Source organism: Streptomyces sp. NPDC048255 (assembly GCF_040652415.1).
In the GTDB taxonomy this organism is placed as follows: domain Bacteria; phylum Actinomycetota; class Actinomycetes; order Streptomycetales; family Streptomycetaceae; genus Streptomyces.
The window spans coordinates 55680-80923 of sequence record NZ_JBEZMA010000001.1 but is presented as its reverse complement, the minus strand read 5'-3'; the positions used below and the strand labels follow the sequence as shown (position 1 = coordinate 80923).

The following is a 25244-nucleotide window of genomic DNA, read 5'->3' as shown; positions in this document are numbered from 1 at the left end:
TGTCATCTGCTCGGATTTCATTGCGCAGCAGGGGCGTTGACGGGTAGGCACGAAGTGGAGCGAGGCGCGACGTGGCCCGTCTCCTGACCTTGAGGGAGCGACCGATGGACGATCCGGCGACGCTGCTGCGCGTGTTAGTCCAGCAGCGGCATTGGCGTTACAGGGACTTCGTCACGGCGTTCGAGCGCGCGGCCGTACAGGCAGGCGTACAGGGCCTGTCGGTGTCCGAGGCACAGTTCCGGCGGTGGACCTCGGGCCGGATCAAGACCATGCCGGGGCCGGACACGTGTCGGGTACTGGAGCGGCTCTTCGACGTGGAGGCCGCGGCACTGTTCGGGTCACCGCCCGCGCTGTCGAACTCGACATCGGTGGCTTCCACTGCGTACGACCTCGAAAGTGAAATCGCTATGACCGCACGTGACGCCGCCGATGAGGCGGGGGCTGCCGCCGCGCAGTCCGTATCCGACACGACCATCGACCAGCTCCGTGACGACGCCCTGTCCCTCGCCCGCTCGTACGGCGCCGCCAGCGCCTTCGACGTGTTCCGGCGGGCGAAGGTCCTGCGCTCGGAGGCGGAGCACCAACGTGGACTCACCAACGTGCCTGTGCAGCAGCAGGACCTACTGATCGTGGCGGGACAGGCGTGCGCGCTGCTGTCGACCGCCGCGTTCGACCTCGGCGCCCTGAACGACTCGGCACGCCTCGCCCGGTCGGCGGCCCTGTACGGGGAGATGGCGCGGTTCGATCCTCTACGGGCCTATGCCACCGGGTCCTTGGCAATCTGCGCGTACTTCACGGGCCGTCCTTCCGAAGCCGTACGGCACGCGCGGACCGCGCTGGCCTACGCCGGCCTAGGCGATACGGCCAGGCGGCGGCTGCTGTCCATCGAAGCCCGCGCCCACGGGCACCTCGGGGACCGGGAACGGGCCACCCGCGCGCTCGTCGCGTCCACGCGGCAGGACAGCGGCGAGCGGGACGCCCTGCACGATGACGTCGGCGGTGAGTTCGCCTTCAACGAGGAGCGGTTGCTGATGTCCAATGGCACCACCGCTCTGCTTGTAGGTGACGGAGCGGGGGCGGAGGTGACGGCGCGACGGGCGCTGGATCTGGTCGCGTCCCGGCCGCCGGCCCGGCAGTCGGTACCAGTACGGGGCAAGGCCGCGGCCGACCTCGCAGCGGCGCAGCTGCTCCGAGGCGACCTGGACGCGGCGGCTGCGACGCTGGAGACGGTGTGGGCGATTCCGGCGGAACAGCGTGTGGCGGGGCTGCTGGAGCGCACCGGCGGTTTGCGGCGGGCTCTGACAGCCCCCGCGTTCAGGGAGACACGGGTGGCTGTCACGCTCGGCGAACAGATCGAGGAATTCGGGCGTCTCTCGGCACCGAGGCAGCTGGGTACGGGGAGCGGGCTCCTCGCCATCGAGCCCTGAACCTGCCCCCCTGTTCCTACGGGTGGCCGAGGGCGGCGAGGATCAGGGCTTCCTTGGCTGGGTCCACTCCGTGCTCGTCCCACCGTGGGTGTTCGACCGGTTGACCGTCTGCCTGCATCCACGCCCATGTGTCGGCAATGGTGTCGGCGAGTGGACGGCAGCGGAGCCCGGCCGCTACGGCACGGGAGGCGTCGACGGACCACACTCCGGAGTGGGTGCGCCACAGCGGGAGCTCTGTCCACTGCTTCACACCGTGCGCGGTAAGTGCCGCCGCATCGGCCCACGCCGGGCTGCCAGTGCTACCGGTGACGGTCAGGCACGTGGCGATGAAGTCGGCCCAGCTGATGCCTTCGGGGTGGGCGATGTTGAACGCCTGGCCGGGGCCATCGGTGCCGGCGGCCTGATCGACGGCGAAGGCGGCGACGTCCCGCACGTCCACGGGCTGGATCATCCGGGCGGCTGGGGCGGGGACAACGATCGGGCCGCCGCGCTGGGCACGGGTGAGCCACCAGGGGAGGCGGCCGACGTACTCGCCAGGCCCCAAGATCACCCCAGGCCGCAGGAACACCACGTCGTCTCCGAAGGCGGCGCGCACCGCGGCCTCCCCGCCTGCCTTCTGGAACCCGTACTTCGTCGGGCTGCCATCGGCGCCGGTGTACCCGAACGACTCATCGGCGTCCGGCGGGCACTCCAACAGCGAGGAGTCCTCGGTGAGCGGTTCGTGGGGCCAGCCCTCATAGACGGACACTGTGGATACGTGCACCCACCGGGCGGCGGCCGGGCGCAGGATGTCGGCGGCGAGAAGCACATCACGGGGTGGGAACTCGCTGCTGGATGTGTCGATCACGGCATCCCACGGCCCGTGTGTGGCGAGCCGCTTCAGGTCGTCGGGACTCGTCCGGTCACCCCGGACCGTGTCGGCGCCCTCAACCGCACCGGATCTGCCCCGGTTGAACGTCGTGACCTCCCATCCGCGTCGAAGTGCATCGTCAACGATCGCTCGACCAAGGAACCAGGTGCCACCCATCACCAAAATCCGCATGAGGGCGACCCTGCCACGAACGGCAATGCGACACCATCCCGCCTTTGATCTCCGAGTGGCTGAGCCTGTCGATATTTCGGCTCAGCGAGGGGCTGAAGGCTCCTGCCGAGTTTGTTCGACGCGTATGCCGCAGGCCCGGCCGTAGCTTCCGGTCGGGCCTGCGGCATATGTGGGGACCCAAGGGCAGTGGTGATGGCGCGGTGTGCTGAGCGTGCTGGCCGATGGGTGGCGTTTTGATTTCCCCTTGTGTCAGTCCTCTGCGTGTTCGGCGAGGTACTCGAGGGTGTCTTCCGCAGTGACTATGGGGAGCAGGCGCTCGTACTCGGCGTAGTCCTGGTCGGTCATGATGGCGACGGCGTCGCTGACCACGGAGCCCTCGGGAAGCTTGGCGAGGTACTTCAGGACCAGGTCGACGAAGACCTGACGCTTCGCATCGACGTCGCGCAGCCAGTCGGCCTCACGTCGCAACTGCGCCAGCCCGGCGTTCTGCTCTTCCGGGGTGATGGTGTTGAGCAGGAGGTGCTCGGCGTGGGTGAACGGACGCCCGTCGCGATGGTAGGGGCGCTGGGGGTCGTCGAGGTGGCCGTGCCAGTCGACGTCGGTGAAGAGGACGACGACGTCGGGGCGGATGGAAGGCTGGGGCACGGGTGGGTTCCTTCTGTCGTGTTCGTGTGATCGGTTTGGGATGGTGAGCGGTTCGGGGCGGTGCCTGTGGGTGGTGCTCGGGGCATAGGGGTGTGCCTTGGTTGGGGCGAAGGGCTTTCACACCGGGGGTGTGGGGCGGCTGCTGAGCGGGTGACGGGCTGCTGATGGCCCAGGACAATGGGTGGTCGAGCCCATCAGCCAGATGGCGTCCCCTGCCGGATCGCCGTGATCAGCGGTGCGGTGTGCGGGGCGTCGATGGTGTCGGCATCTGCCGCGCGGGGGTCGGCTGACCATTGGCAGGTGTGGCCCGGTGGGCTTCCGCCGCCGAGGCGCCGTAGGCGGGGAGGCCCGCGGTGCGGCGTAGGCGCCAGACGAGGACATCGCTGATGGAGGTGGCGCTGGCCAGTTCCCGGCGTCGGGTGGCCTCCGTAAGGAGGGCGGCCGGGTTGTGGCCGACAGCCTGGGCTTCGGCGAGGGTGGCGGCCAGGGCGGGCCAGCCGGGCTCGGCCAGGATCTGTTCGGCCAGGTCAGGGACTGCGTGTCGCAGGACGGCCGCCTGCCGGCGCTGCAACGGCTGGGACATGTGGCGGCCTCGCTGGTGGAGTGAGGCCATGGGCTGGGCGGCTGCGGCCTGGTAGGCGGCGCGCAAGTGCTCGGCGGCCTGCCGTGCGGCTGCTGTTTGTTGGGCGTGGTGCTTCTTGGCGTGCCAGTTCGCTGCCGTGATGGCGAGGAAGAAGGCCATGTCGATGAGCATGGCGGTGGTGGCGCCGTCCTCGCCGCGGGCGAGGGCGGGTCCGCTGTGGACGAGGTCGCGGGCGGCCTGCCGCAGGTCGCGGTCGTGCCCTCGGACTGCCTTCACGTGGGAGCGGGTGGCCCGCTCGAACGCGAAGGCCGCGTCGCGGAGTTCCTCGCGGGTGTGAGCGGCGGAGGTCTTGGCCAGCGCGTCGAGGATCTCCCCGGCGGCGGCGATCTGGGCTGCTGCCGTTCCGTCGTCGTCGTGGTCGATGATCAGCAGCGCCTGCCAGGTCGCAGCGGTGGCCCTGCGCCGAGCGAATGCGGGGCCGGTCACGGGCGGCAGGGCGGGCTGCTCGGGCCTCCCGTCGTCTTCCGAGGTGGCTTCCGCCGACCCGGTCCAGCGTTCGCGGATGCGGGGCAGGGAGAGGTCGGGGGCGAGCTTGGACCCCGAGTAGTAGACCGGTTCACCGTGCTTGTTGCGGTCGTCGGGCAGGGCCACGGTGTAGCCGAGGAGGTCCCCGGACGGCGCGACGCGCCGCCGGGTGAGGAGACCGGCGCCGGCGAGGCGGTCGAAGAACTCCTCCTCGCTATGGGCGCCGGCTGCCGCGCGCCGGACGCTCTCGCGCAGTTCCTCCCTCGGGGTGCGCTCCCTGTTGTGGCGGCTGGCTTTGTGGCGTTCGGCGCTGGTGGGGCGCTGGGCTGCGGTTCCGTCGCCGGTGTTGAGGCGGCGCAGGCCGTAGTCGGCCTCGATGTGGCGGGCCTCGGCCTGGGCGCGCTTGGCTTCGTTGTGGCGGCGGGGCTTGCGGCCGTCCTCGCGGACGGTGGTGGCGATGATGTGGATATGGTCCTCCGCGTGGCGGACGGCAGCCCACCGGCAGCCAGAGCCGTCGCCCAGGTCGATGCCGGTGGCGGCAACCATGCGGCGGGCGATGTCGCCCCACTGCTCGTCGGTGAGGATCGGGTCTTCGGGTGCGGCGCGTACGGACAGGTGCCACACGTGCTCGGTAGGGCGGCGCGACTTCGGCAGGGCTTCGACGGGCTGGTCGAGGAGCCTTTGCAGGTCCTCGTAGGTGGCGGCCGGGTCCCGGCCGGGGTCGGGGACGAGGCTGTCCCAAGCGGCGACGAGGTGCGGGTCGATGTGTTCTTCGTGGGTGCCGGGGCCGTAGAGGTAGCGGATCAGGCCGATGGTGCGGCTGCCCATCTTGTGGACGCGGGGGATCATCCGGCGGGGTTCTCCGTCTCCAGGTAGCGCTGGGTGAAGTCCTCCACGCGCTCGGCGGTCCGCTGGACGGCGTCGAGGACTGCCTTGGCGTGCGGGGCGTCGGCTCCGGAGTTCAGGACGGTGGCGACCTGGTTGAGGTTTTTGCCGATCTGGCCGAGGGCCCGGCGCAGGGCGAACAGCTCGCTGACGATCTCCCGGCGGGTGGCGATCTCGGCTTCGGTGCGGTCGAGGTCGCGTGCGGCCTTCAGTGCGGCGTGGGCGAGGAAGCCGGCGACGCTCATCCGGCAGACCGAGGCCGCGTCGGTGAGGAGCTGGTATTCGTCGTCGTTCAGGCGGCAGCTGGGCTGGTGCATGCGCTTGTTCTCGGCGCGCAGACGTTCACGCTGGCGCACGTGCGACGAGCTCGACGTGGTGTGCGTGCAGCGGGTGGTGTGGCAGGTGTGCTGTCCGTCCCTGCCCGGGTGCGGTCCGCCCTCGGCCGCATCCCGAAGGACCGGCGCCCCCTGGCGCGGGTCCCCTCCCGCCACCCTGGGGGCGGGGGAGCCCAGAGCATTGCTCCCGACGGGAGCAATGCTCTGGGTACAACTTGCTGCGCTGTTGACGCTGGTGGTCATGTGCTGCTGGGCGGTGGGGAGTTCGTGGGTCGGGTCGTGCATGGATTGGTTCTCCGTGGGGTGCATGGCTGCGTGCTGCCTTGTGCTCGGCTGAATGGGGACGCGGGACGCGCCGGAAGGGCGGGGGCGGTGCCTTTGTGGGGGGTCAGACGTTGCCGGCGGGGTCTGCGGCTTCGTCGAGTGGCCCGACCTTGAAGCCGCCGTCCGCGACGGGCTGGGTCTGGCCGGTGCGCTCGGCCTGCAGTTGGTTGCGCAGGAGGCGGGCGGGTTTCTGGCCGATCCGTAGCGTGGTGCGCAGACGCTCGGCGGTCAGCTGGTCGTCGCTCCAGTCGGCGGTCAGGAGTCGGGCCTCGTGAAGGACTTCGGCGTCGGTGCGGTTGCGGTGGGCGGTCGGCTTGGCGGCGGCGGGGACCCGACCGGTCGCCCGACGCGGCGCAGATCCCGTCGACTCCGCCACGGCGGCTGACCGGGGCGGTCGGGCAGCAGCAGCGGGGGACGGTGTGTCGGGCTCGGTCGGCCTCGTCACGGGTGGTTCGGTGACCTTTATGGGGGTCGAATCGGCTGGCTGCTCTGGGTCAGGTTTGGCCTGGTCAGACCTCGACTGTGGGGCCTCCTCGCTGGCCGGCTGGTCGGCTTGCCGGTCGCCCGACTGGTCGGTGGCCGTTTCCGCGGGGTCGGCCGACTCGGGGTTGTGGTGCAGCACCTTCGCCACGAGGTCCGACCCGAAGTAGATCGACCCGACCGGGAGCGAGGTCGCCAGCAGTACGAGGGCCCAGTTCGCGTAGTCCAAGTCCGTCAGTCGGCCCCACTGGACCGACTCGGTGTGCAGGGCCGGTACGAGGCCGTGTACGTAGTTCAGCAGGAGGCTGGCGATCGTGTAGGTGGCCAGGACCCGCAGCGCGAACGTGCGGTCGGCACCGGTCAGCACGAGCGCGGCGACCAGCGCGAGGGCCATCAGCCCGTCGACCACGATCGGGTAGAGAAGAGCGGCGGTGGAGTCTGCTCCGATGGCGCGGGCCACGTCGGACAACGCGTTCCACGAGACGCGGAAGGCCATCAGGACCACGGCCACCAGGCCGATGACGAGGGCGATGCGTCCGCTGCGGTTCACGTGACGGCCCCCGGCGGGTTCGGCTGCTCGGCGGGCATCGCCGGGATCGCCAGGTTGGCGAGGACTTCGTCCTTGGTGGCCCGGTCCGGCAGGGTGCGGGGCGATACCGACACGGACGCTGCGGCTGTCGCGTATGGCTGCCAGTGGGCTCGGGGCAGGGGAGTGCAAGGTGGAGGGCTCCAGGGTGCGGAAGCGGGTCTTGCCGGTGGCAGCGAAGGGCGCTCACTCAGGGGGCGCTTACGCTTCCCCCTCTCTAAAGAGGGGGAAGCGCGTAGGCGCTTTGGGGCGGAGGCGCCGTTCGAGAGGCCGTACGCGCTTGACCTGCGGTTTCGTGAAATTCGAATGCGGTGTAGGCGCTGCGTAGGCGTGTTCTGCCCGGTTGGGCGCGTACGGGTCCGCGTACGCGCCCGGGGCGTCAGGAGACGACAGCCATGTGGCGGCTGGGGGTGGCGGTCCAGCGGGTGGCCTGGCCTCCGCCGGCCCCGCCCCCGGCGCCTGTCTCCTGGGCGGCGTGGCCGCTCCTGGCGAGGGTTTCCAGGCGGCGCCTGGCCTTGGCTACGTCCGCCTGGCTGGGGTTGGCCTCACCGGTGATCTGCTCGGCGAGCTGGCGGGCGGTCAGGCCGCCCGTGCCTGCCCGGCGGAGCAGGGTGAGCGGGTCGAGGTGGTCCTCGACGCGGGAGGTTCCGCGCTCGTGGTCGTGGGTGACCGGGAGGGGCCCGATCTCGCCGTTGATGGTCTTGAGGTGGTGTACCTGGACGATCGGGTCGCCCGCCGCACCCGCGACGAAGAGGACGCTGCCCGCACCGGCGGTGAACCAGGCCGAGCCGTAGACCTGGTCCAGGACGGGGCGCTGGCTGCGGGAGGCGTCCTGTCCCTGCTTGCGCTGATGGTGCAGCTCCATCAGCTGGACGCCGTCGCGCAGGAGCTGCTGGCGGGCGTTGTTGTAGGCGAGTCCGGCCTCGTCATCGGTGAGCTTGCCGACGACGTCCTTGAGGCTGTCGATCACCACGGTGTCGGCGCCGTGCTCGGCCGCGAGCTCGGCGAGCAGGTGCGGCTCGGCGATCAGGGACGCGGGCAGCGGCCCGGACCAGAACACCAGGCGCTGCCGGAGGATCTTTTCGTCGACCGGCCGGATGATCCGGGAGAAGGCGCGGGCCAGCTGGCTGGGCCGGTCGGCGGCGATGTAGAGGACCTTCTCGCCTTCCTGCACGGGCATGTCCAGGACCTGGGTGATCAGGCCGATGCGGGCCAGGACCACCTGCTGGGCGATGGTGGACTTGCCGACCCCGGGAGGGCCGACCAGCATCAGGCTCTCCCCGGTTGCCCAGGCGGCTTTCCCCGGCTGGCCCCAGACCGGCTCGCTGTCGGTCGCGGTCTCGGTGACGAAGGCCCAGCCATCGACCGCGTAGCGCTGCAGGCGCCCACCGGAGCTGCGGCGGGCACGGTCGGCGACCTCCTTCAGGGAGGTGTTGAGCAGGGTCCTGACCTCTGCGGGGTCGGCGCCCTCGGCGGTGGCGCCTTGCAGGACGCGTACCGCCATCGCCTGCATGGCGCGCAGATCGGCCTGCTGGCGGACGATCTCGGCGTAGTACGCGGCGCCGGATCCGACCGCTGCGGCGGAGGCGAGGGTGTGGAGGTAGCTGGTGCCGCCGACGCGGTTGAGGTCCCCGCTCCGCTGGAGCTCGTGGCCGAGTGCGATGGGGTCGGTGGGCGCCTGCCGCTTGTGCAGCTCCAGCAGGGCGTGCCAGACGGTGGTGTGCGCCGGGCGGTAGAAGTCGCCGGGTTCGAGAATGCGGCGAATCTGGTCGATGACGTCGCGCTGGAAGATGCACGCGCCGAGCACGGCCATCTCGGCCGCCTCGTTGCGGGGCATATTTGCCGCCCCGGGGGCCATGGGCGCCGGAATGGACGGGCGGTCGAAGTGTGCGGTGAGGGGTGTGTCGCTGGGGCCGATGGCCGTAATGTGGGACATGGATTCCCTCCCCGGAGTGCATACGGCCCTGGCAGGCCGCACCCCGGTGATCGTCTGGATGATGGGTGGTCTTGGGATCCGTTCGTGGCCTCCGGTGCGCTAACACCGGGGGCCGCACCCATTTCCGGGCACGGCCGGGCCATGCCCGGGACCAGAAGCATCATCTGCATCGAGCGCACAGTCAAGACCTGACTTTGAATCTCCACAGCACAAAAAATGTGCGCTGGATGCACCATGAGGGCTTGAAGCTGTGCCGCAGGCCAAGTTAACGTGGTGGTATGACGCAGAACGACTGGCAGGGGCGCCTCACGCAGCACGTGGCCGACGCGGTGCGCCACTATCGGAAGGAACGGGGGCTGAGCGCTCAGGCCCTCGCGGACGCCTGCGCCAAACTCGGGTACCCGGTCCCGCGGACCTCGATCGCCAACCTGGAGAACGGCCGCCGGTCCGGGGTGGAGATCGCGGAACTGCTGGTTCTCGCCAAGGCTCTGGAGGTCCCGCCGATCACGCTCATGCTTCCCGTTGGCATGGCCGGCTCGGTCGAGGTCGTACCAGGGGAGGAGCTCCCGATCTGGGACGCCATCGCCTGGGTCAGCGGCGAGACCCTTCTGGGCAGCGAGCCGAATCCCGGTACGGCCAGCGAGATCATCTACGAGCTGCGCATCCACGCGCAGGCCGTCAACCAGGTGCAGAAGGCGATTTCCTTTACCGAGGAGACTGAGCGCCACGGCCTGTTCCACGGGCAGCGCCTCAACGGCAAGAGCATTCTGGAGGGCCTTCAGGGCTACACCCGCGAGACTGCACGCGAGCTCCGCGAGTACCGCGGCAAGCTCCGTGCACGGGGCATCGAGCCCCCGGCCCTCCCCGAGGACCTCGCGTTCCTCGACGACCCCGAATAACCCCCACCATCCCAGCTCGCCGACGGTGTTAGCGCACCAGGAGCCGGGACCGCAGCCACACGCTGCATGACCACCCATCACACGATCCCGCCGGAATGCCAGATCCGGCGAGGAGGAGTCCACCATGCACCGAAGCGATCTTCCGCTTGCCCAGATAGCGCATCTCCTCGACGTCCCCGAGGACGCCCTGCGCACCCTCATGGCCGAGCAGCGCCCCGTCGGCGACACGACCCTCGTCGCCCTAACCGTCGCCGAGGCCGCCCGCCGGATCGGCATGGGCCGCACGAAGCTGTACGAGTACGTCGCCTCGGGCGAGATCGTCTCCGTCAAGATCGGCAGCTTGCGCCGCATCCCAGCAGAGGCGGTGAACGACTTCCTGGCCCGCCGCCTGTCGGCGAGCGACTTCGGGGCCGCCGCGTGACGCGAGCCTCCGCACCGAAGTCCCGCCAGCCCAACGGCGCCTCGTCGATCTTCCAGGGCAAGGACGGCCGATGGCACGGCTACGTCACCGTCGGCACCAAGGACAACGGCAATCTCGACCGGCGCCACGTCAGCCGCAAGACTCGCCCCGAGGTCACCAAGCTCGTACGCGAGCTGGAACAGCAGCGTGACAAGGGCGCCGTCCGCAAGGTCGGTCAGAGCTGGACGCTGGAGACGTGGCTGACGCACTGGGTGGAGAACATCGCCGCCGCGCACGTCTCGGAGAACACCATCGACGGCTACCGCGTCGCGGTGAACCACCACCTCATACCCGGCCTCGGTGCCCACCGTCTGGCGAAGCTCGAGCCCGAGCACCTGGAGCGCTTTTACAAGAAGATGCAGGACTCCGGCAGCGCCGCCGGCACCGCCCACCAGGTCCACCGCACCGTCCGCACCGCTCTCAACGAAGCGGTCCGCCGCGCCCACCTCACCGTCAACCCGGCCACGATCGCCAAGGCCCCGCGGCTGGAAGAGGAGGAGGTCGAGCCCTACACCGTCGAGGAGGTCCAGCACCTGCTCGCCGAGGCCGCCAAGCACCGCAACACCGCACGCTGGGTCATCGCCCTGGCGCTGGGCCTTCGCCAGGGCGAGGTCCTGGGCATGCAGTGGACTGACGTCGACTTCGAGCTCGGCGTGATCCGCGTTCGCCGTGGCCGGCTGCGGCCCCGGTATAGGCACGGCTGCGGCGACCGCTGCGGGCGTAAGCCCGGCTTCTGCCCGCAGAAGATCAACACCCGCCGGGAGACGAAGAACGCGAAGTCCCGCGCCGGCCAGCGGCCCATCGGCGCCCCCGACGAGCTGCTCCAGCTTCTGCGCCAGCACAAGGAGGAACAGGCTCGTGAGCGTGCCCTCGCCCGAGACCTGTGGACCGAGAAGGGGTACGTCTTCACGTCGCCCACCGGCGAGCCCCTGAACCCGAACACCGACTACCACAAGTGGAAGGAGCTGCTGAAAGCCGCAGGCGTTCGCGACGCTCGCCTCCACGACGCCCGCCACACCGCGGCGACCGTCCTGCTCATCCTCGGCGTTCCGGACGCGGTCGTCGACGCCATCATGGGCTGGGAACCCGGCAAGTCCGCCCGGATGCGCCGCCGCTACCAACACCTCACCAGCCGCGTCCTGAAGGACACCGCAGACAAGATCGGCGGCCTCCTGTGGGGTACCGAGCAAGGGGCAGAAGAAGGTGTTGCCGGCGCAGGTCGGAGCCCTGTCCCCACCGAGCTGATGATCCACGTAGCCCGCCTCGGCGAGCGCCGGATTCCCTTCCTCCACCGCGAGCACGCCGACGAGGTCGTCGCACGGTGGAGCGAGGACTGGCCTGATCACGCCGCCGAGGTGGAAGTGTGGGACCGCTGGCGCTGGGAGCACCAGGGCCCCGGCGGCGCGAGCGTCCTTCGCGATCAGATGCCGGAGCGCTCCGTGGTCTTCCACGGCCGAGCCCTGTTCCTCCCCGGTGGGGAACGCGTGCTGACCGCGCTTCCCGAACTGTGGTCGGTGCCGGCCTGGGACTTCGAGACCGACGTCTACACCGACCGCGCCTCGGCCTGGCGTACGGCGCGACGCCCCGGTTCGGGCCAGGAGGTCGAGGCACAGGTGCGAGGCACGGACAAGGCGGCCGTGGAGGCGGCCCTTGTAGAGGCGTGTGCTCAGGCCGCGGACCGAGCCCGAAACCCGGGAAGATACGGCGACACCGACGAGTGGTAGTTGGTGCGTATGGAGAGGGCCCCGACCTGTCTGGTCGGGGCCCTCTGCGTTCTCGTTCGACCGTGCGCCGGACTGCGCCGGAAAACGGCGCCGAAGTCCGCCGGATATGTTTTACTGAGAGTGCAGCGGACGAAGGAGGTGAGGCTGCATGACGGAGTCTCAACTGCCGGACTGGACCGATCAGAAGATGGCGACCAAGGTGCGCACCGCCTTGTGGCTCGCTACCGAGGTGGGGGAGGGGAACGTCTACACCAAGGAGCAACTGCGGGCGGCATTCCCCGACGTTACGCAGATTGACCGCCGGGTTCGAGAGCTGCGCGACTACGGCTGGGTCATCGCGACCAACCGTGATGACCCGCGCCTCACCTCTCACGAGGCCCGTTTCGTCCAGGCTGGAGATCCCGTATGGGAGCCGGGTGCCCGCGCTCGCACCTTGCGTGAACGCCGTGAGTTGGCCCCTCTCCGTTCGGCATCGGTCGAACGGGTCCAGGAGCTCCGGCTCGCGGACGTAGTCAGGGTCCATCGTCCCCAGGACCCGGAGGCGGTCTGGGAGCGGCTGAAGGATCTTTCCCAAAACGAGAGGTCGCTCATCCTCGCCTGGATCGCCATGGGCCGCCGACCCAGCTCCCCCACCGAACTCGCCTGGCGAGCCTTCCGCAGCCTGTCCGAGCGGCAACGCCTTGAAATGGCGGCGAGGCTCGGCGAGCTCGTGAGCTCCGAGCTGTACGAGGAGTTGCCGGCGGCTGAGGAGCGCGGCGACGACAGCTAGCCCACATGCTTCCGCCGGATCCCGTGTCACCTTCCACAGATCTCCGGGGTCCGGCGGATGGTCCAACCCATCTGATGAGGAGAAGAACCATGTCCAGTATGCGTGTCCCCCTGGTCGGAAGCGAGCGGCCGCCCAGGTTCGAGATGTTCGTGGCCGCGGTCGCGGTCGGCTACGCGGCGGGCTACACCGCCGGCATCGGCAACGAGGCGCAGCAGGTGCTCGGCTTCGTGACGGTCACGGCCATCGGGTGGCTCTGGGACCGGTGGCGCCGCTGATCACCTTGGGCGGTCAGTGATCGTCCAGCCCATTCTCGATTGCCGGTCCTCCAGAACTTGGGGGCCGGCTTTCGGAGTTCAGGCCCTCGCGCGCCCTGTTGCCTGTCGGTGGCCGTTCCTATCGTGGAGGGATGGCCAATGGCGTGTGGCATACCGAATACGGCATTGAGATCAACCTGACGCAGCCAGACTTGGGGGTCCGCGGCTACCCCGGTCTACTCGAAGAGATCATGACCAGCGTCTCGGAGCGGAACCCGCAGATGCTGGAGTGCCTCGCGCACCACCGAGGCAAGCCGTGCGCGTCCGAGGCGGGCGGGAAGTCCCCGTGGATGTTCATTCGGCGGGCTCGCGTCGGTGGCCGCTCACCGCTGGTTGCCGCTCACCTGCCGATCACGCACAAGCCGACGCCGGCGGAGAGCGATCAGCACAAGGCCACCAAGGAGCGGATCGTCGAGACCGCCGAGGGGTACGGGCTGGCCGCAGACGCCGAGGTGGGTATGCCCAACCGGCGTGGCGTTACCGATGCTGTGGTTACTGGGCCTTCCGGCATCCAGATCGGCTGGGAGATCCAGTACTCCCCGCTCAGCCCCAGCAGCGTCCACCGGCGGTCGGTCAACGCCATGGAGCACGACATCACACCGCTGTGGGTTGCCAAGGACGACACGGCGGCCCTGATTGACCGAGCACCCTGGGCCCGGGTCGACGACATGTCCTGGCGGGAGATCGCCGACGGCAGCGAGATGGTCATCCGCGGCGGGTATCGGCACCTACAGGTCTGGCGCTGTCTGTCGAGCAGCGCGCTCCACTGTCCCGACAACGGCGGTACGGGCCATTGCGGCGCGATCCACGCCGAGTGGTTTCTCCCAGCGCTCTGCGACCCGCCCAAGCCGCCCGTTCGGATCGAGGACCTGATCCTGACCAGCGCCACCGGCGACAGCGTGCCGGTCTTCGTGCCGAGCCGTGGTGGCGGTCGTGCCGGCCGCCACATGTGGGTTCCCCGTACCGAGTGTCGGACCTGGCGGGAGCTGACCGGTCAGTGGAACCCCCTGCCCAAGGTGCAGGAGCAGACTGACGACGAGATCACCTTCTCCGAGCAGGAGATCGATCGCTCTTGCCGGGCCGGCGAGGAAGGATGGTTTCGGAGCGACCCCAGGCCGGTCAGGGATCTTGGGCAGCCCACGGGCGGCTTCACCCTCGCCCGCATGCCGGCCCAGCGGAAGCGGCGTGCGACGTGGATCACACAAGTCGAGCGGTCCGCCGCAGCAGCCACCCTGGGATGTCCACCGTGGGAGGTCGGGCCGTGCATCGGCTGCGGGCAGCTGATGCGCCGGTACGGGCCCAACGCGGCGATGGCCTGTGACGCCTGCCGGGCCTCGGCCATCCCAAGGCAGCGAGGGGCGTAGATCGGGAACTGCAACCAAAACTGCAACCACGGAACGACGAAGGACCCGGCCGCTATGCGGTCGGGTCCTTCGTTTGCCCTGGTGGGCGGGTGCGGAGGATACGAGATTCGAACTCGTGAGGGGTTGCCCCCAACACGCTTTCCAAGCGTGCGCCCTAGGCCACTAGGCGAATCCTCCGCCGCAAACAATACAAGACGTTGAGGGGTGCTCGCGAACGTGATCGTCGGCGGGGGACCTGGCGGGGGTCCGGCTCGATTCCGGGGCCGTTCATCCGCTAGGGTGGGGCCAGCCCCTCACGTGGCGCTATCTCACCCAACTCCCCCAGGGCCGGAAGGCAGCAAGGGTAAGTGGGCTCTGGCGGGTGCGTGGGGGGCGCTTTGCGTTCCGGGGCCCTGGGGGCGTCGGCGGGCGGCTGTTGTCGGTGGGCCCGGATAACCTCGTATACGTGTCGTCCCTTGCGCTGTACCGCCGCTATCGCCCCGAGTCGTTCGCCGAGGTCATCGGGCAGGAGCATGTCACTGCACCTCTGATGCAGGCCCTGCGGAACAACCGGGTCAATCACGCGTACCTGTTCAGCGGGCCGCGCGGGTGCGGCAAGACCACCAGTGCGCGCATCCTCGCCCGGTGCCTGAACTGTGAGCAGGGTCCCACTCCGACCCCCTGCGGGGAGTGCCAGTCCTGCCGCGACCTCGCCCGGAACGGGCCGGGGTCCATCGACGTCATCGAGATCGACGCCGCTTCGCACGGTGGTGTGGACGACGCCCGTGACCTGCGGGAGAAGGCTTTCTTCGGGCCGGCCTCCAGTCGCTACAAGATCTACATCATCGACGAGGCGCACATGGTCACCTCGGCGGGCTTCAACGCCCTGCTGAAGGTGGTCGAGGAGCCGCCGGAGCACCTCAAGTTCATCTTCGCCACCACCGAGCCGGAGAAGGTGATCGGCACCATCCGGTCCCGGACCCACCACTACCCCTTCCGCCTCGTGCCGCCCGGCACCCTGCGGGACTACCTGGGCGAGGTCTGCGGGCGCGAGGGCGCCACCGTCGAGGACGGCGTGCTGCCGCTCGTCGTGCGCGCCGGTGCCGGGTCCGTGCGTGACTCGATGTCCGTCATGGACCAGCTGCTCGCCGGCGCCGCCGACGAGGGTGTGACGTATGCCATGGCGACGTCCTTGCTCGGCTACACCGAGGGGTCCCTGCTCGACTCCGTCATCGACGCCTTCGCCGCCGGGGACGGGGCGGCCGCCTTCGAGGTCGTGGACCGGGTGGTGGAAGGCGGGAACGATCCCCGCCGGTTCGTCGCCGACCTGCTGGAGCGGCTGCGTGACCTGGTCATCCTCGCCGCCGTGCCCGATGCCGGGGAGAAGGGGCTGATCGACGCCCCCGCCGATGTCGTGGAGCGGATGCAGGCGCAGGCCTCGGTGTTCGGGGCGGCCGAGCTGTCCCGGGCCGCCGATCTGGTCAACACCGGGCTCACCGAGATGCGCGGGGCGACCTCGCCGCGGCTCCAGCTGGAGCTGATCTGCGCCCGCGTGCTGCTGCCCGCCGCCTTCGACGACGAGCGGTCCTTCCAGGCCAGGCTCGACCGGCTGGAGCGGGGCGGGGCCGCCGCCTTCGCGGCAGCCGCCGCGGCCGGCGGCCCCGCCGCCCCGCCCGTCATGGGCTACGTGCCCGGGCCCGAGGCGCATCCCATGGCGCCCGCCGGGCCGGGTGGGGGCGTCGCCGCCGCGCGGGCCGCCGTACGGGCTCCCGAGCCCGAGCCGGCGGTTCAGGCCCCGCCCGTGGCCCCGCCCGCCCCGCCGGTCGCACCTGCAGCCGCGCCTGTCGCAGCCGCACCCGTCGCCCCGGTGGCCCCGCCCGTGGCCGCTCCCGCCCCGGCCCCCGCCGCCCCGGCCCCCGCGCCCGGGGCATGGCCCGGGGCCGCGCAGCCCGGCGGCGGTGCCCCCGGCGGCGGTGCCCCCGGCGCCTGGCCGGGAGCCGCCACCCCCGCCACGCCCGCCGCCCCGGCGGCCCCCGCGCCCGCCTCCGCCCCGGCGGCCGGTGCCTGGCCGAGCGCGGCCGCGCCCGGTCAGGGAGCCCCCGCGGCCCCCGCGCCCGCCCAGGCCCCGAGCCCCGCCCAGACCCCGGCGGCCGCCCCTGCGCCCTCTCCCGGCATGGCCGCCGGCGCCGGGCAGGTCCAGGCGATGTGGCCGGGCGTCCTGGAGGCCGTCAAGAACCGCCGCCGCTTCACCTGGATCCTGCTCAGCCAGAACGCCCAGGTCACCGGCTTCGACGGCACCACCCTCCAGCTCGGCTTCCCCAATGCCGGAGCCCGCGACAACTTCGCGAGCAGCGGCAGCGAGGACGTGCTGAAGGCGGTCCTGGCCGAGCAGTTCCAGGTGAACTGGAAGATCGACGCCGTGGTGGGCGGCGGATCCCCGGCTCCGCTCCAGACCTCCTCGTACGCCGCCCCGCCCGCGCCCGCCCCGGCCTACAGCCCGCCGCCGCAGGCACCGGCGCAGGCCTCCCCCGCCCAGCAGCAGCCGCACCAGCCGCCCCACGCGTCCCCCCAGCAACAGGGCTCCGCCCCGCAGCCCCCCGTACGGCAGGCACCGCCGCCGGTGGCCCCCGAGGACGACGTTCCCGAGGAGGACGATCCCGACCTCGTCGAGAGCGCGCTGACCGGACACGACCTGATCGTGCGCGAGCTCGGAGCGACCGTTGTGGAGGAATACACGAATGAGTAGCGCCTGCTAGTTGGGTGGCCGCACGAAACCGGCCGCGCCGGCCGGGCTAGGCTGAGCGGCGTGAAGGTCCTCGTCATCGGCGGCGGCGCCCGCGAACATGCCCTGTGCCGCTCTCTGTCCCTCGACCCCGACGTCTCCGCGCTGTACTGCGCTCCCGGCAACGCCGGCATCGCCGAGGTGGCCGAGCTCCGCCCGGTCGACGCCCTCGACGGCGCCGCCGTCGCCGCTCTCGCCACCGAACTCGGCGCCGGCCTGGTCGTCGTCGGCCCGGAGGCCCCGCTGGTCGCCGGGGTCGCCGACGCCGTGCGCGCCGCCGGCATCCCCGTCTTCGGCCCGTCCGCCGAGGCGGCGCGGCTCGAGGGCTCCAAGGCCTTCGCCAAGGACGTGATGGCCGCGGCCGGGGTCCCGACCGCGCGCAGCTACGTCTGCACCACCCCGGAAGAGGTGGACGAGGCCCTCGACGCCTTCGGCGCCCCGTACGTCGTCAAGGACGACGGCCTCGCGGCCGGCAAGGGCGTCGTGGTCACCGAGGACCTGGCGGCCGCCCGGGCGCACGCCCTGGCCTGCGACCGCGTGGTCATCGAGGAGTACCTCGACGGTCCCGAGGTCTCCCTCTTCGCGATCACCGACGGCGTCACCGTGCTGCCGCTCCAGCCCGCGCAGGACTTCAAGCGGGCCCTGGACGGCGACGAGGGCCCCAACACCGGCGGCATGGGCGCGTACTCCCCGCTGCCCTGGGCCGACCCGAAGCTGGTCGACGAGGTCATGGAGCTGGTCCTCCAGCCGACCGTCGACGAGCTCCGCCGCCGCGGCACCCCCTTCTCCGGCCTGCTCTACGCCGGTCTCGCGATCACCAGCCGCGGTACCCGGGTCATCGAGTTCAACGCCCGCTTCGGCGACCCGGAGACCCAGGTGGTCCTGGCCCGGCTGCGCACCCCGCTCGCGAGCGTGCTGCTGAACGCCGCCAACGGGACCCTGGACACCGAGCCCCCGCTGCGCTGGCGCGAGGACGCGGCCGTCACGGTGGTCATCGCCTCCCACAACTACCCGGAGACCCCGCGCACCGGGGACCCGATCGAAGGCCTGGCCGAGGTGGCCGCCGAGGACGGCCCCGACGCGTACGTGCTGCACGCCGGGACCCGGCGCGAGGGCGACGCGGTCGTCAGCGCGGGCGGCCGCGTGCTGTCGGTGACGGCGACCGGTTCCGATCTGGCGGCGGCCCGGGACAAGGCGTATAAGGCGGTCGCGCGCATCCGGCTGGACGGCTCCCAGCACCGTACGGACATCGCGGCCAAGGCGGCCCAGGCGGCCGGACGCCGCTGAGCTGCGGCTCCACGAACCCCGCGGGCCCGGTGTGCACGAAGGTGCGCCCGGGCCCGCGTGCGCGTGCGCGTACGACTGCATCCGGCCGCGTTCGAACGCACCCACCTTTACCCAAAGCCATTCCATCGGGTGATCGTCACCCCGTCTGCCTGACGACCGGGCAGGCCCCAACTAGGGTGCGGCGCAAGCATTCCGGCACTTGGCCCACCGGCATTGCGATGTCGGTGGCGGGTGTCACAGTGGGGGAGTGAGCAATGCCGCCGCAGGGCAGAGGGGGTGAGGTCCGGCCGTGTCCGGAACCGGTTCGATCGTCGAAGCGGGCGTGCCGTCCGCACGTTCCCGCGCCTTGGCCGTGCTGCGTGTGCGCAGCAGGGCCCTGGCCGCCGCGATGCTGCCCGCCGCCCTCGCGGTGGTGCTCGTCGCCGCCAGGATGACCGGCCGGCTGGCCGGGGATCCCTGGCCTGCCGTGACCCTGGCCGTGTGCGCGGTCGCCGCGCTCGTGCTGCTGGTCGGCGGAGTCTTCGCCGCGGTGGTGCTGCGGGCCGGCCCCGCCGTGACGCCGACGGTGGCCCTGTCGGAGGCCGCGGCCCCCGACCTCTACCGGCTGGTGCGGGACCTGGCCGACCGGATGGACGTCCCGTCGCCCTCCGCCATAGCGCTGACGCCCGACTGCGACAGCTGGCTTGAGGACCGCACGCATGCGGCCCACCGCCGCGGCGGCGCGCGCACATCTGCCGGCACAGCCGGACCCGCGGGCCCGGAGTCCGAACCGGGCGCGGCTCCCGTGCTCGTGATCGGCTCGCCCTTCCTGTGGTGGATGCGGGTCGCGGAGCTACGGGCCGTCCTCGCCCCGGTCGTCGCCGGTACGGGTCCTTCCGCGCACCCGGACATAGCCGATGCCCGCGGTTTCGTACGCGGTCTGGACGCCGCCGTGGACGTGGGCGGCCGGCGCGGCCTCGGCTGGATCGCCCCGCCCGCGCGGTTCCTGCTGCGGCTGTGCCGGGTCGACGCCACCGAGATGGAGCGCGGGGTGGCCGCGGCCGCCTCGGACCGTGCACAGGGTGTGGACTACGGGCTGCGCATCGTCGCCCAGGAGCAGGTCGGCCTCGCGTACGCGGGCTGGGACCGGCTGCTGACCCGGGTCGCCCTGCCCGCGTGGCGGATGGGCCGCTGGCCGGCGCACCTGGACGCGGGAGTGGTCTCCGCGCTGACGGAACTTTCCCGGCGGGACCGGCTGGCCGACGGGTTCACCTCGCGGCTGGGCGAGCGCCCGGCCTGCGATCTGCTGGAGCAGCCCGGGGCGATCGACGAGGCGGCTTCGCTGCTGGCCGCGCGGCTGTTCCACGGCGGTCCGGCCGAGCCCGGCCCGGACTGGTCGCCGGTGGAGTGGGCGGCGTATCCGGAAGAGGTCGTGGACCGCAAGTGGCGTACGGAGGCGGCCCGTCTGCACGCGGCGCTGGACGCCGTGGCCGCCGCTCCCGCAGCCCTGTCCCCGCCCGGGGACGGCTTCGCCGGGCCCACGCTGGAGCGGGTGCTCGGGCACCTCTCGGACCCCGCCGGCGACGGCGTGGCCGGGGAGGCGCTGGCCGGCCGGCTCAGCGGGGACCTCGCCCGCGAGGAGCGGGCCGCGGGTCCGGGCGCCGGGGCGGGCAAGGCGCGCGGTGCGGACACCGTGCCGCTGTTCCCCTTGCAGCCGCCGCGCAGCGCGCGGGACCTGCTGGCCGACCACGTGACGGCGATGGTGTGCTGCGCGGCCGTGGACTCGGCCGGTGCCGCGCCGGGGCTGGACTGGCTGGACGGGCCGGTCCTGCTGATCGGCGGGGAGCGCCGGTCGGATCTGGCGCCGCGCGTGCTGTGCCTGGTCGAGGACGGGGATCCGGAGCCCCTGAGGCAGTGGCTCTCGGAGATCGGCGTCCGCCCGGAGAAGCCGGTCCGGCTGGTCTGACCGGGCGGCCCGGGCGGCCCCGACGGCCCGGCCCGTGCGGCCGGACCCGCGGCCCTCACGGCCCGGACCTGCGGCTCCGACCGTTCGGGCGGCCGCCCGCCCGCGCCGGTTCCCCGGGTCGGCCCGCGCCCGGCCGGGCTACGGCTCGCACGAATAAGCGGATCCGAATGTTCCGGTCACGTCAATTCGCGACGAACGGTGACGGAGTGCGTGCGTTATGTGATGTGCTGGGACCGGCCGCGGCTGGATGTCCTGAACCGGGGTGTCCTGAAAGCGTCGTTCGGGGGAGCGAGGGAGGGGAGCGGTATGGGTGCGGACCAGATCCGGCGTTGGGAGTCAGGTGCGCTCGCGCATGCGGTGACCGACCCCTTCGGGCAGGGCCCCCTGCCCTGGTTCCGGGGCAGTGAGTTCTACTTCGGCGACACCGGCCAGGTCGTGCCCTGGTACGTGGATCCGGCGGCGGCCGGCGCCGGCCAGGCCCCGCGCGCCCGCGGCAACGGCGGACCCCGCAGCGCCGACGACGTGCACCGCCAGATCAAGGGCTTCGCCTCCACCGGAGCCGTCACCCCCGGCGAGGCCATCGACTTCCACATCACCGTCGACCCGCCCCAGCAGTTCTCCGTCGACGTCTACCGGATCGGCCACTACGGCGGCGACGGGGCATCCAAGATCACCACCAGCCCCCGCCTCTCCGGCATCGTCCAGCCCGCCCCGCTGGCCGCCGACCGCACCGTCTCCTGCCACCACTGGTGGCTGTCCTGGCGCCTCCAGGTCCCCTCCTACTGGAGCGTGGGCGCGTACGTCGCCGTGCTGACCACCGCCGACGGCTACCGCTCCCACATCCCCTTCACCGTCCGCGACGACCACCCCGCGGACCTCCTGCTCCTGCTCCCCGACATCACCTGGCAGGCGTACAACCTCTACCCGGAGGACGGCCGCACCGGCGCCAGCCTCTACCACGCCTGGGACGAGGAGGGCCGGCTGCTCGGCGAGGAGGACGCGGCCATCACCGTCTCCTTCGACCGCCCCTACGCCGGCGCGGGCCTGCCCCTGCACGTCGGCCACGCCTACGACTTCATCCGCTGGGCCGAGCGCTACGGCTACGACCTCGCCTACGCCGACACCCGCGACCTGCACGCGGGCCGCGTGGACCCGACCCGCTACCGCGGCCTGATCTTCCCCGGCCACGACGAGTACTGGTCGGGGCCGATGCGCCGCACCGCCGAGCGCGCCCGCGACCACGGCACCTCGCTCGTCTTCCTCTCCGCCAACACCATGTACTGGCAGGTCGAGCTCGCCCCGTCCCCCTCCGGGGTCGAGGACCGGCTCCTCACCTGCCGAAAACGCCGCGGCCCCGGCCGCCCCAGCCTGTGGCGCGAAGTCGACCGCCCGGAGCAGCAGCTGCTCGGCATCCAGTACGCGGGACGGGTCCCCGAACCCGCACCCCTGATCGTGCGCAATGCCACGCACTGGCTCTGGGACTCCACCGGCGCCACCGAGAACGACGAACTCCCCGGCCTGGTCGCCGGTGAGGCCGACCGGTACTTCCCGCGCACCCAGCTCCCCGAGCACCAGGACCGGATCCTGCTCGCCCACTCCCCCTACCTCGACACCGAGGGCCACCGCCGCCACCAGGAGACCTCGCTCTACCGGGCCCCCAGCGGCGCCCTGGTCTTCGCCTCCGGCACCTTCGCCTGGTCCCCCGCCCTCGACCGCCCCGGCCACGTCGACGAGCGCGTGCAGCGGGCCACCGCCAACCTCCTCGACCGGATCTGCAAGCGCGACTGAGCCCCGCGCCCGCATGACACCCCGTGGGCGGGGCACGGGCCGCCGTACGGGAGAATGGGTTTGCGCTCGTACAGACCCACAGGGAGACCCCGTGTCCGGATTCGTCGAAAAGCCCGAGCCGGTTGAGGTTCCCGGCCTCGTCCACCTCCACACCGGCAAGGTCCGCGACCTCTACCGCGACGAGAAAGACCGCCTCGTCATGGTCGCCAGCGACCGCATGTCCGCCTTCGACTGGGTGCTGCCCACCGAGATCCCGGACAAGGGCCGCGTCCTCACCCAGCTCTCCCTGTGGTGGTTCGACCAGCTCGCGGACCTCGTCCCGAACCACGTCATCTCCACCGAGCTGCCCGCAGGCGCCCCCGCCGACTGGGCCGGCCGCACGCTGATCTGCCGCAACCTCGACATGGTCGCCGTCGAGTGCGTGGCCCGCGGCTACCTCACGGGCTCGGGCCTCGCCGAGTACAAGCAGACCCGTACCGTCTGCGGACTGGCCCTGCCCGAGGGGCTCGTGGACGGCTCCGAGCTGCCCGCCCCGATCTTCACCCCGGCAGCCAAGGCCGCAGTCGGCGAGCACGACGAGAACGTCTCCTACGAGGAGGTCGCCCGCACCGCCGGCGCCGAGACCGCCGCGCTGCTGCGCCAGACCACCCTCGCCGTGTACGGCCGCGCCCGGGACATCGCGCGCGAGCGCGGGATCATCCTGGCGGACACCAAGTTCGAGTTCGGCTTCGACCCGAAGGACGGCACGCTGGTCGCCGCCGACGAGGTGCTGACCCCGGACTCCTCCCGCTTCTGGCCGGCCGACCTGTGGGAGCCGGGCCACGCGCAGCCCTCCTTCGACAAGCAGTACGTCCGCGACTGGCTGTCCTCCCCGGCCTCCGGCTGGGACCCGAAGGGGGAACTGCCGCCGCCCGCCCTGCCGCAGGAGGTCGTCGAGCAGACCAGCGCCAAGTACATCGAGGCCTACGAGCGGCTCACCGGCCTGACCTGGCAGAGCCGGGCCTGAGACACGAAGAAGCCCCCGGTCCGAGGACCGGGGGCTTCTTCGTTCTGAGCGGACAACGCGACTCGAACGCGCGACATCCACCTTGGCAAGGTGGTGCTCTACCAACTGAGCTATGTCCGCACTGCGCCGTAACGCGAGACCTACTATACCCAACCCCGCTCGCGTGCGAGACGCACTGCCGTGTGCCGGTTCTCGGCCCCGAGCTTCGACGCCGCCGAGGACAGGTAGTTCCGTACGGTCCCCTGCGACAGCGAGGCGCGCTCCGCGATCTCCGCGACCGGCGCCCCGTCGGCCGCGAGTTCCAGCACCTCCGCCTCGCGCGCGGTCAGCGGCGAGTCCCCCGCGCTGATCGCGTCGGCCGCCAACTCCGGGTCCACATAACGCCCTCCGGCGTGCACGGTCCGGATCAGCTCGGCCAGCCGCTGCGCCGAAACCGTCTTCGGCGCGAAGGCCCGCACCCCCGCGGCCAGGGCCCGCTTGAGGTGCCCCGGGCGGCCGTGGCTCGTCACGATCATGGTCTTGCAGGCGGGGAGTTCGGCCCGCAGCGCTGTGGCCACACTCACACCGTCGGCCCCCGGCATCTGCAGGTCCAGCACCACCACGTCCGGCCGGTGCGCCCGCGCCATCGCGAGCGCCTCGGGCCCCGAGGCCGCCTCGGCGATCACCAGCAGGTCGTCCTCCAGTCCCAGCAGCGCGGCCAGGGCTCCGCGGATGAGGTGTTCGTCGTCGGCGAGCAGTACGCGTACGGGGCTCACGCCCGCACCTCCAGTCGTTGCGCTTGTCGGCCCGGGATCTCGGCACGCAGCCGGAACCGGCCGCCGTCCACCGGCCCCGCCTGCAAGGTCCCGTCCAGTGCCGCGAGCCGCTCGCGCAGCCCGGCCAGCCCCGAACCCGGCGGCCCCGAGGGCGTCTCGGGCGCCCCGTCGTTCTCCACCACCAGCGTCACGTCGCCCGCCTCCGGCGCCGTCAGCCGGATCACGCAGTTCTGCGCGTCCCCGTGCCGCAGCACGTTCGTCGTCGCCTCGCGCACCACCCAGCCGAGCGCGGACTGGACCTCGGACGGCAGCTCCCGCGCGCCCTGGAGGTCGACCCGGCAGTCCATCCCGGCCGCGCTCAGCACCCCGCGGGCACCCTCCAGCTCCACCGCGAGATCCGCCTCCCGGTAGCCCCGCACCACGTCCCGTACCTCCCGCTGGGACTCCCGCGCGATGCGCTGCACCTCGATCATCTGGTCCACCGCCTCGGGCCGTTCGCGCCGTGCCAGCTGGACCGCCAGTTCGCTCTTGAGGGCGATCACCGCCAGGTTGCGGCCCATCACGTCGTGCAGGTCCCGGCCGAACCGCAGCCGCTCCTCCGCCACCGCCAGCCGGGCCAGGGCCTCGCGGGAGCGGTCCAGTTCGTGGACCGTGTCCAGCAGCCAGGCCGAGAACCCGCAGGTGGCGCCGAAGAACAGGCTGCCCACCAGCACCCCGACGGCGTACCCCACGGCCTCCGTGGGCTCCAGTCCCAGGCCGAGCACGGCCAGGCCCGTGCCGAGCGCCGCGACCGGGGGGACGTACCGGATGCGCCGGACGGTCCGCAGGAAGAGCACCAGCGATCCGGTGGTGAAGCAGGCCAGCCCCATGACCAGCGTGGGCGCGGCGGTCGGGTCGAGCTCCCCGCCGGCCCGCACGGCGAGGACGGCCAGGGCCGCGGCGGCGGTCGCGACGACGGTGGCCGCCGCCAGCCGGTCCGGGCGCTCACGTTTGCCCACCACCCAGCTCAGGGCCCTGGACGAGAGCACCCCGCAGAGCACCGCGTGGCCGCACATCATCACGAAGAGCAGGCCCGCCACCAGCGCCGAGGACTTCCCGGAACGGCCGACCAGCGGGCCCAGCCCGAACCCGAGGATCTCCATCAGCACGAAGAAGTGGAACGACCAGCGGGTGTAGACCTCGACCTTCCCCGCGGTGCTGCGGTTCCTCCACCACCCCGTCAGCTTCGACACGGTCCTCGTCCCCCTGGGTCTTCCTGCGCTCCGGCCGCGCGATTCCCGGCGCGGCCACCGCTGGACAGCAAACACGGTGATCATGATGCAGGCCAGGGCGGTGACTGCTCCGAGTCTCGTGCAGCGCGGGCCACTACGGCAGTGCGTGCCGTCATGACCCGGGATGACATTT

20 protein-coding genes, 2 tRNA genes and 1 other RNA gene are annotated in these 25244 nt (G+C 71.7%); 13 read left to right on the top strand and 10 right to left on the bottom strand.

The annotated features are described in order from the left end of the window. Positions 1–104 precede the first annotated feature (104 nt). Positions 105–1427, top strand: a complete 1323-nt coding sequence (locus tag AB0D94_RS00360) for a DNA-binding protein (protein WP_362043720.1) — start codon at positions 105–107, stop codon at positions 1425–1427. A 16-nt stretch (positions 1428–1443) separates the two neighbouring features. On the opposite strand, the gene AB0D94_RS00355 is transcribed toward AB0D94_RS00360, so the two are convergent. The 6 genes from AB0D94_RS00355 to AB0D94_RS00330 all read right to left on the bottom strand — a co-directional run bounded on the left by AB0D94_RS00355 (position 1444) and on the right by AB0D94_RS00330 (position 8669). After that, positions 1444–2469, bottom strand: a complete 1026-nt coding sequence (locus tag AB0D94_RS00355; RefSeq protein ID WP_362043718.1) for an NAD-dependent epimerase/dehydratase family protein — start codon at positions 2467–2469, stop codon at positions 1444–1446. Between the two features lie 249 nt (positions 2470–2718). Beyond that, the gene (locus AB0D94_RS00350) at positions 2719–3114 is read right to left on the bottom strand and encodes a hypothetical protein (protein ID WP_362043716.1); all 396 of its coding nucleotides are present in this window, start codon (positions 3112–3114) and stop codon (positions 2719–2721) included. A gap of 229 nt (positions 3115–3343) precedes the next feature. Next, positions 3344–5071 carry a mobilization protein gene (locus AB0D94_RS00345; RefSeq protein ID WP_362043714.1) on the bottom strand — a complete coding sequence of 576 codons (1728 nt, stop codon included), beginning with the start codon at positions 5069–5071 and terminating at the stop codon, positions 3344–3346. Next, positions 5068–5727 carry a hypothetical protein gene (locus AB0D94_RS00340; protein ID WP_362043712.1) on the bottom strand — a complete coding sequence of 220 codons (660 nt, stop codon included), beginning with the start codon at positions 5725–5727 and terminating at the stop codon, positions 5068–5070. Before AB0D94_RS00340 ends, AB0D94_RS00345 begins: the two co-directional genes overlap by 4 nt. A 103-nt stretch (positions 5728–5830) precedes the next feature. Beyond that, on the bottom strand, positions 5831–6796 hold the full coding sequence (locus AB0D94_RS00335; RefSeq protein WP_362043710.1) for a DUF2637 domain-containing protein: 966 nt from the start codon (positions 6794–6796) through the stop codon (positions 5831–5833). 415 nt (positions 6797–7211) lie between these two features. Then, positions 7212–8669, bottom strand: coding sequence for a DnaB-like helicase N-terminal domain-containing protein (locus tag AB0D94_RS00330; RefSeq protein WP_362043708.1), 1458 nt, complete (start codon positions 8667–8669; stop codon positions 7212–7214). 377 nt (positions 8670–9046) lie between these two features. Between AB0D94_RS00330 and AB0D94_RS00325 the strand changes: the two genes are divergently transcribed. From AB0D94_RS00325 to AB0D94_RS00300, 6 genes are all read left to right on the top strand, one after another. Further along, a complete protein-coding gene (locus AB0D94_RS00325; RefSeq protein ID WP_361939683.1) occupies positions 9047–9667 on the top strand; it encodes a helix-turn-helix transcriptional regulator in 621 nt (206 codons plus the stop codon). Between the two features lie 124 nt (positions 9668–9791). Beyond that, a complete protein-coding gene (locus tag AB0D94_RS00320) occupies positions 9792–10088 on the top strand; it encodes a helix-turn-helix domain-containing protein (protein WP_362043705.1) in 297 nt (98 codons plus the stop codon). Further along, the gene (locus AB0D94_RS00315; RefSeq protein WP_362043703.1) at positions 10085–11851 is read left to right on the top strand and encodes a tyrosine-type recombinase/integrase; all 1767 of its coding nucleotides are present in this window, start codon (positions 10085–10087) and stop codon (positions 11849–11851) included. Before AB0D94_RS00320 ends, AB0D94_RS00315 begins: the two co-directional genes overlap by 4 nt. Before the next feature lie 148 nt (positions 11852–11999). Next, complete coding sequence (locus AB0D94_RS00310) at positions 12000–12620, top strand: hypothetical protein (RefSeq protein WP_362043701.1); 621 nt, start codon at positions 12000–12002, stop codon at positions 12618–12620. Between the two features lie 89 nt (positions 12621–12709). After that, a complete protein-coding gene (locus AB0D94_RS00305; protein ID WP_361950979.1) occupies positions 12710–12895 on the top strand; it encodes a hypothetical protein in 186 nt (61 codons plus the stop codon). A gap of 131 nt (positions 12896–13026) precedes the next feature. Next, complete coding sequence (locus AB0D94_RS00300; protein ID WP_362043698.1) at positions 13027–14298, top strand: hypothetical protein; 1272 nt, start codon at positions 13027–13029, stop codon at positions 14296–14298. Between the two features lie 92 nt (positions 14299–14390). Here AB0D94_RS00300 and AB0D94_RS00295 read toward each other — a convergent pair. After that, positions 14391–14475, bottom strand: a tRNA-Ser gene (locus AB0D94_RS00295). A 107-nt stretch (positions 14476–14582) separates the two neighbouring features. Here AB0D94_RS00295 and ffs point away from each other — a divergent pair. The 6 genes from ffs (at position 14583) to AB0D94_RS00265 (ending at position 23085) form a co-directional block, all read left to right on the top strand. After that, positions 14583–14681, top strand: an RNA gene (gene ffs, locus AB0D94_RS00290) — signal recognition particle sRNA small type. Positions 14682–14743: 62 nt separating this feature from the next. Next, complete coding sequence (locus AB0D94_RS00285; RefSeq protein WP_362043696.1) at positions 14744–17023, top strand: DNA polymerase III subunit gamma and tau; 2280 nt, start codon at positions 14744–14746, stop codon at positions 17021–17023. A 60-nt stretch (positions 17024–17083) separates the two neighbouring features. Beyond that, positions 17084–18346: a phosphoribosylamine--glycine ligase gene (purD, locus tag AB0D94_RS00280; RefSeq protein WP_362043694.1), complete on the top strand. Its 1263-nt coding sequence runs from the start codon at positions 17084–17086 to the stop codon at positions 18344–18346. A gap of 289 nt (positions 18347–18635) precedes the next feature. Beyond that, a complete protein-coding gene (locus tag AB0D94_RS00275; RefSeq protein WP_362043692.1) occupies positions 18636–20291 on the top strand; it encodes a hypothetical protein in 1656 nt (551 codons plus the stop codon). A gap of 306 nt (positions 20292–20597) precedes the next feature. Continuing rightward, positions 20598–22079 (top strand): N,N-dimethylformamidase beta subunit family domain-containing protein, encoded by a 1482-nt coding sequence (locus AB0D94_RS00270; RefSeq protein WP_362043690.1) that lies wholly within the window; start codon positions 20598–20600, stop codon positions 22077–22079. Positions 22080–22170: 91 nt separating this feature from the next. After that, a complete protein-coding gene (locus AB0D94_RS00265) occupies positions 22171–23085 on the top strand; it encodes a phosphoribosylaminoimidazolesuccinocarboxamide synthase (protein ID WP_362043688.1) in 915 nt (304 codons plus the stop codon). A gap of 47 nt (positions 23086–23132) precedes the next feature. Here the strand turns inward: AB0D94_RS00265 and AB0D94_RS00260 are convergent. From AB0D94_RS00260 to AB0D94_RS00250, 3 genes are all read right to left on the bottom strand, one after another. Then, positions 23133–23205: transfer RNA gene (locus AB0D94_RS00260), tRNA-Gly, on the bottom strand. 23 nt (positions 23206–23228) lie between these two features. Beyond that, on the bottom strand, positions 23229–23840 hold the full coding sequence (locus tag AB0D94_RS00255) for a response regulator transcription factor (protein WP_362043686.1): 612 nt from the start codon (positions 23838–23840) through the stop codon (positions 23229–23231). Then, positions 23837–25072 carry a histidine kinase gene (locus AB0D94_RS00250; RefSeq protein ID WP_362043684.1) on the bottom strand — a complete coding sequence of 412 codons (1236 nt, stop codon included), beginning with the start codon at positions 25070–25072 and terminating at the stop codon, positions 23837–23839. The genes AB0D94_RS00255 and AB0D94_RS00250 overlap by 4 nt, the downstream gene beginning before the upstream one ends. Between the last annotated feature and the right edge of the window lie 172 nt (positions 25073–25244).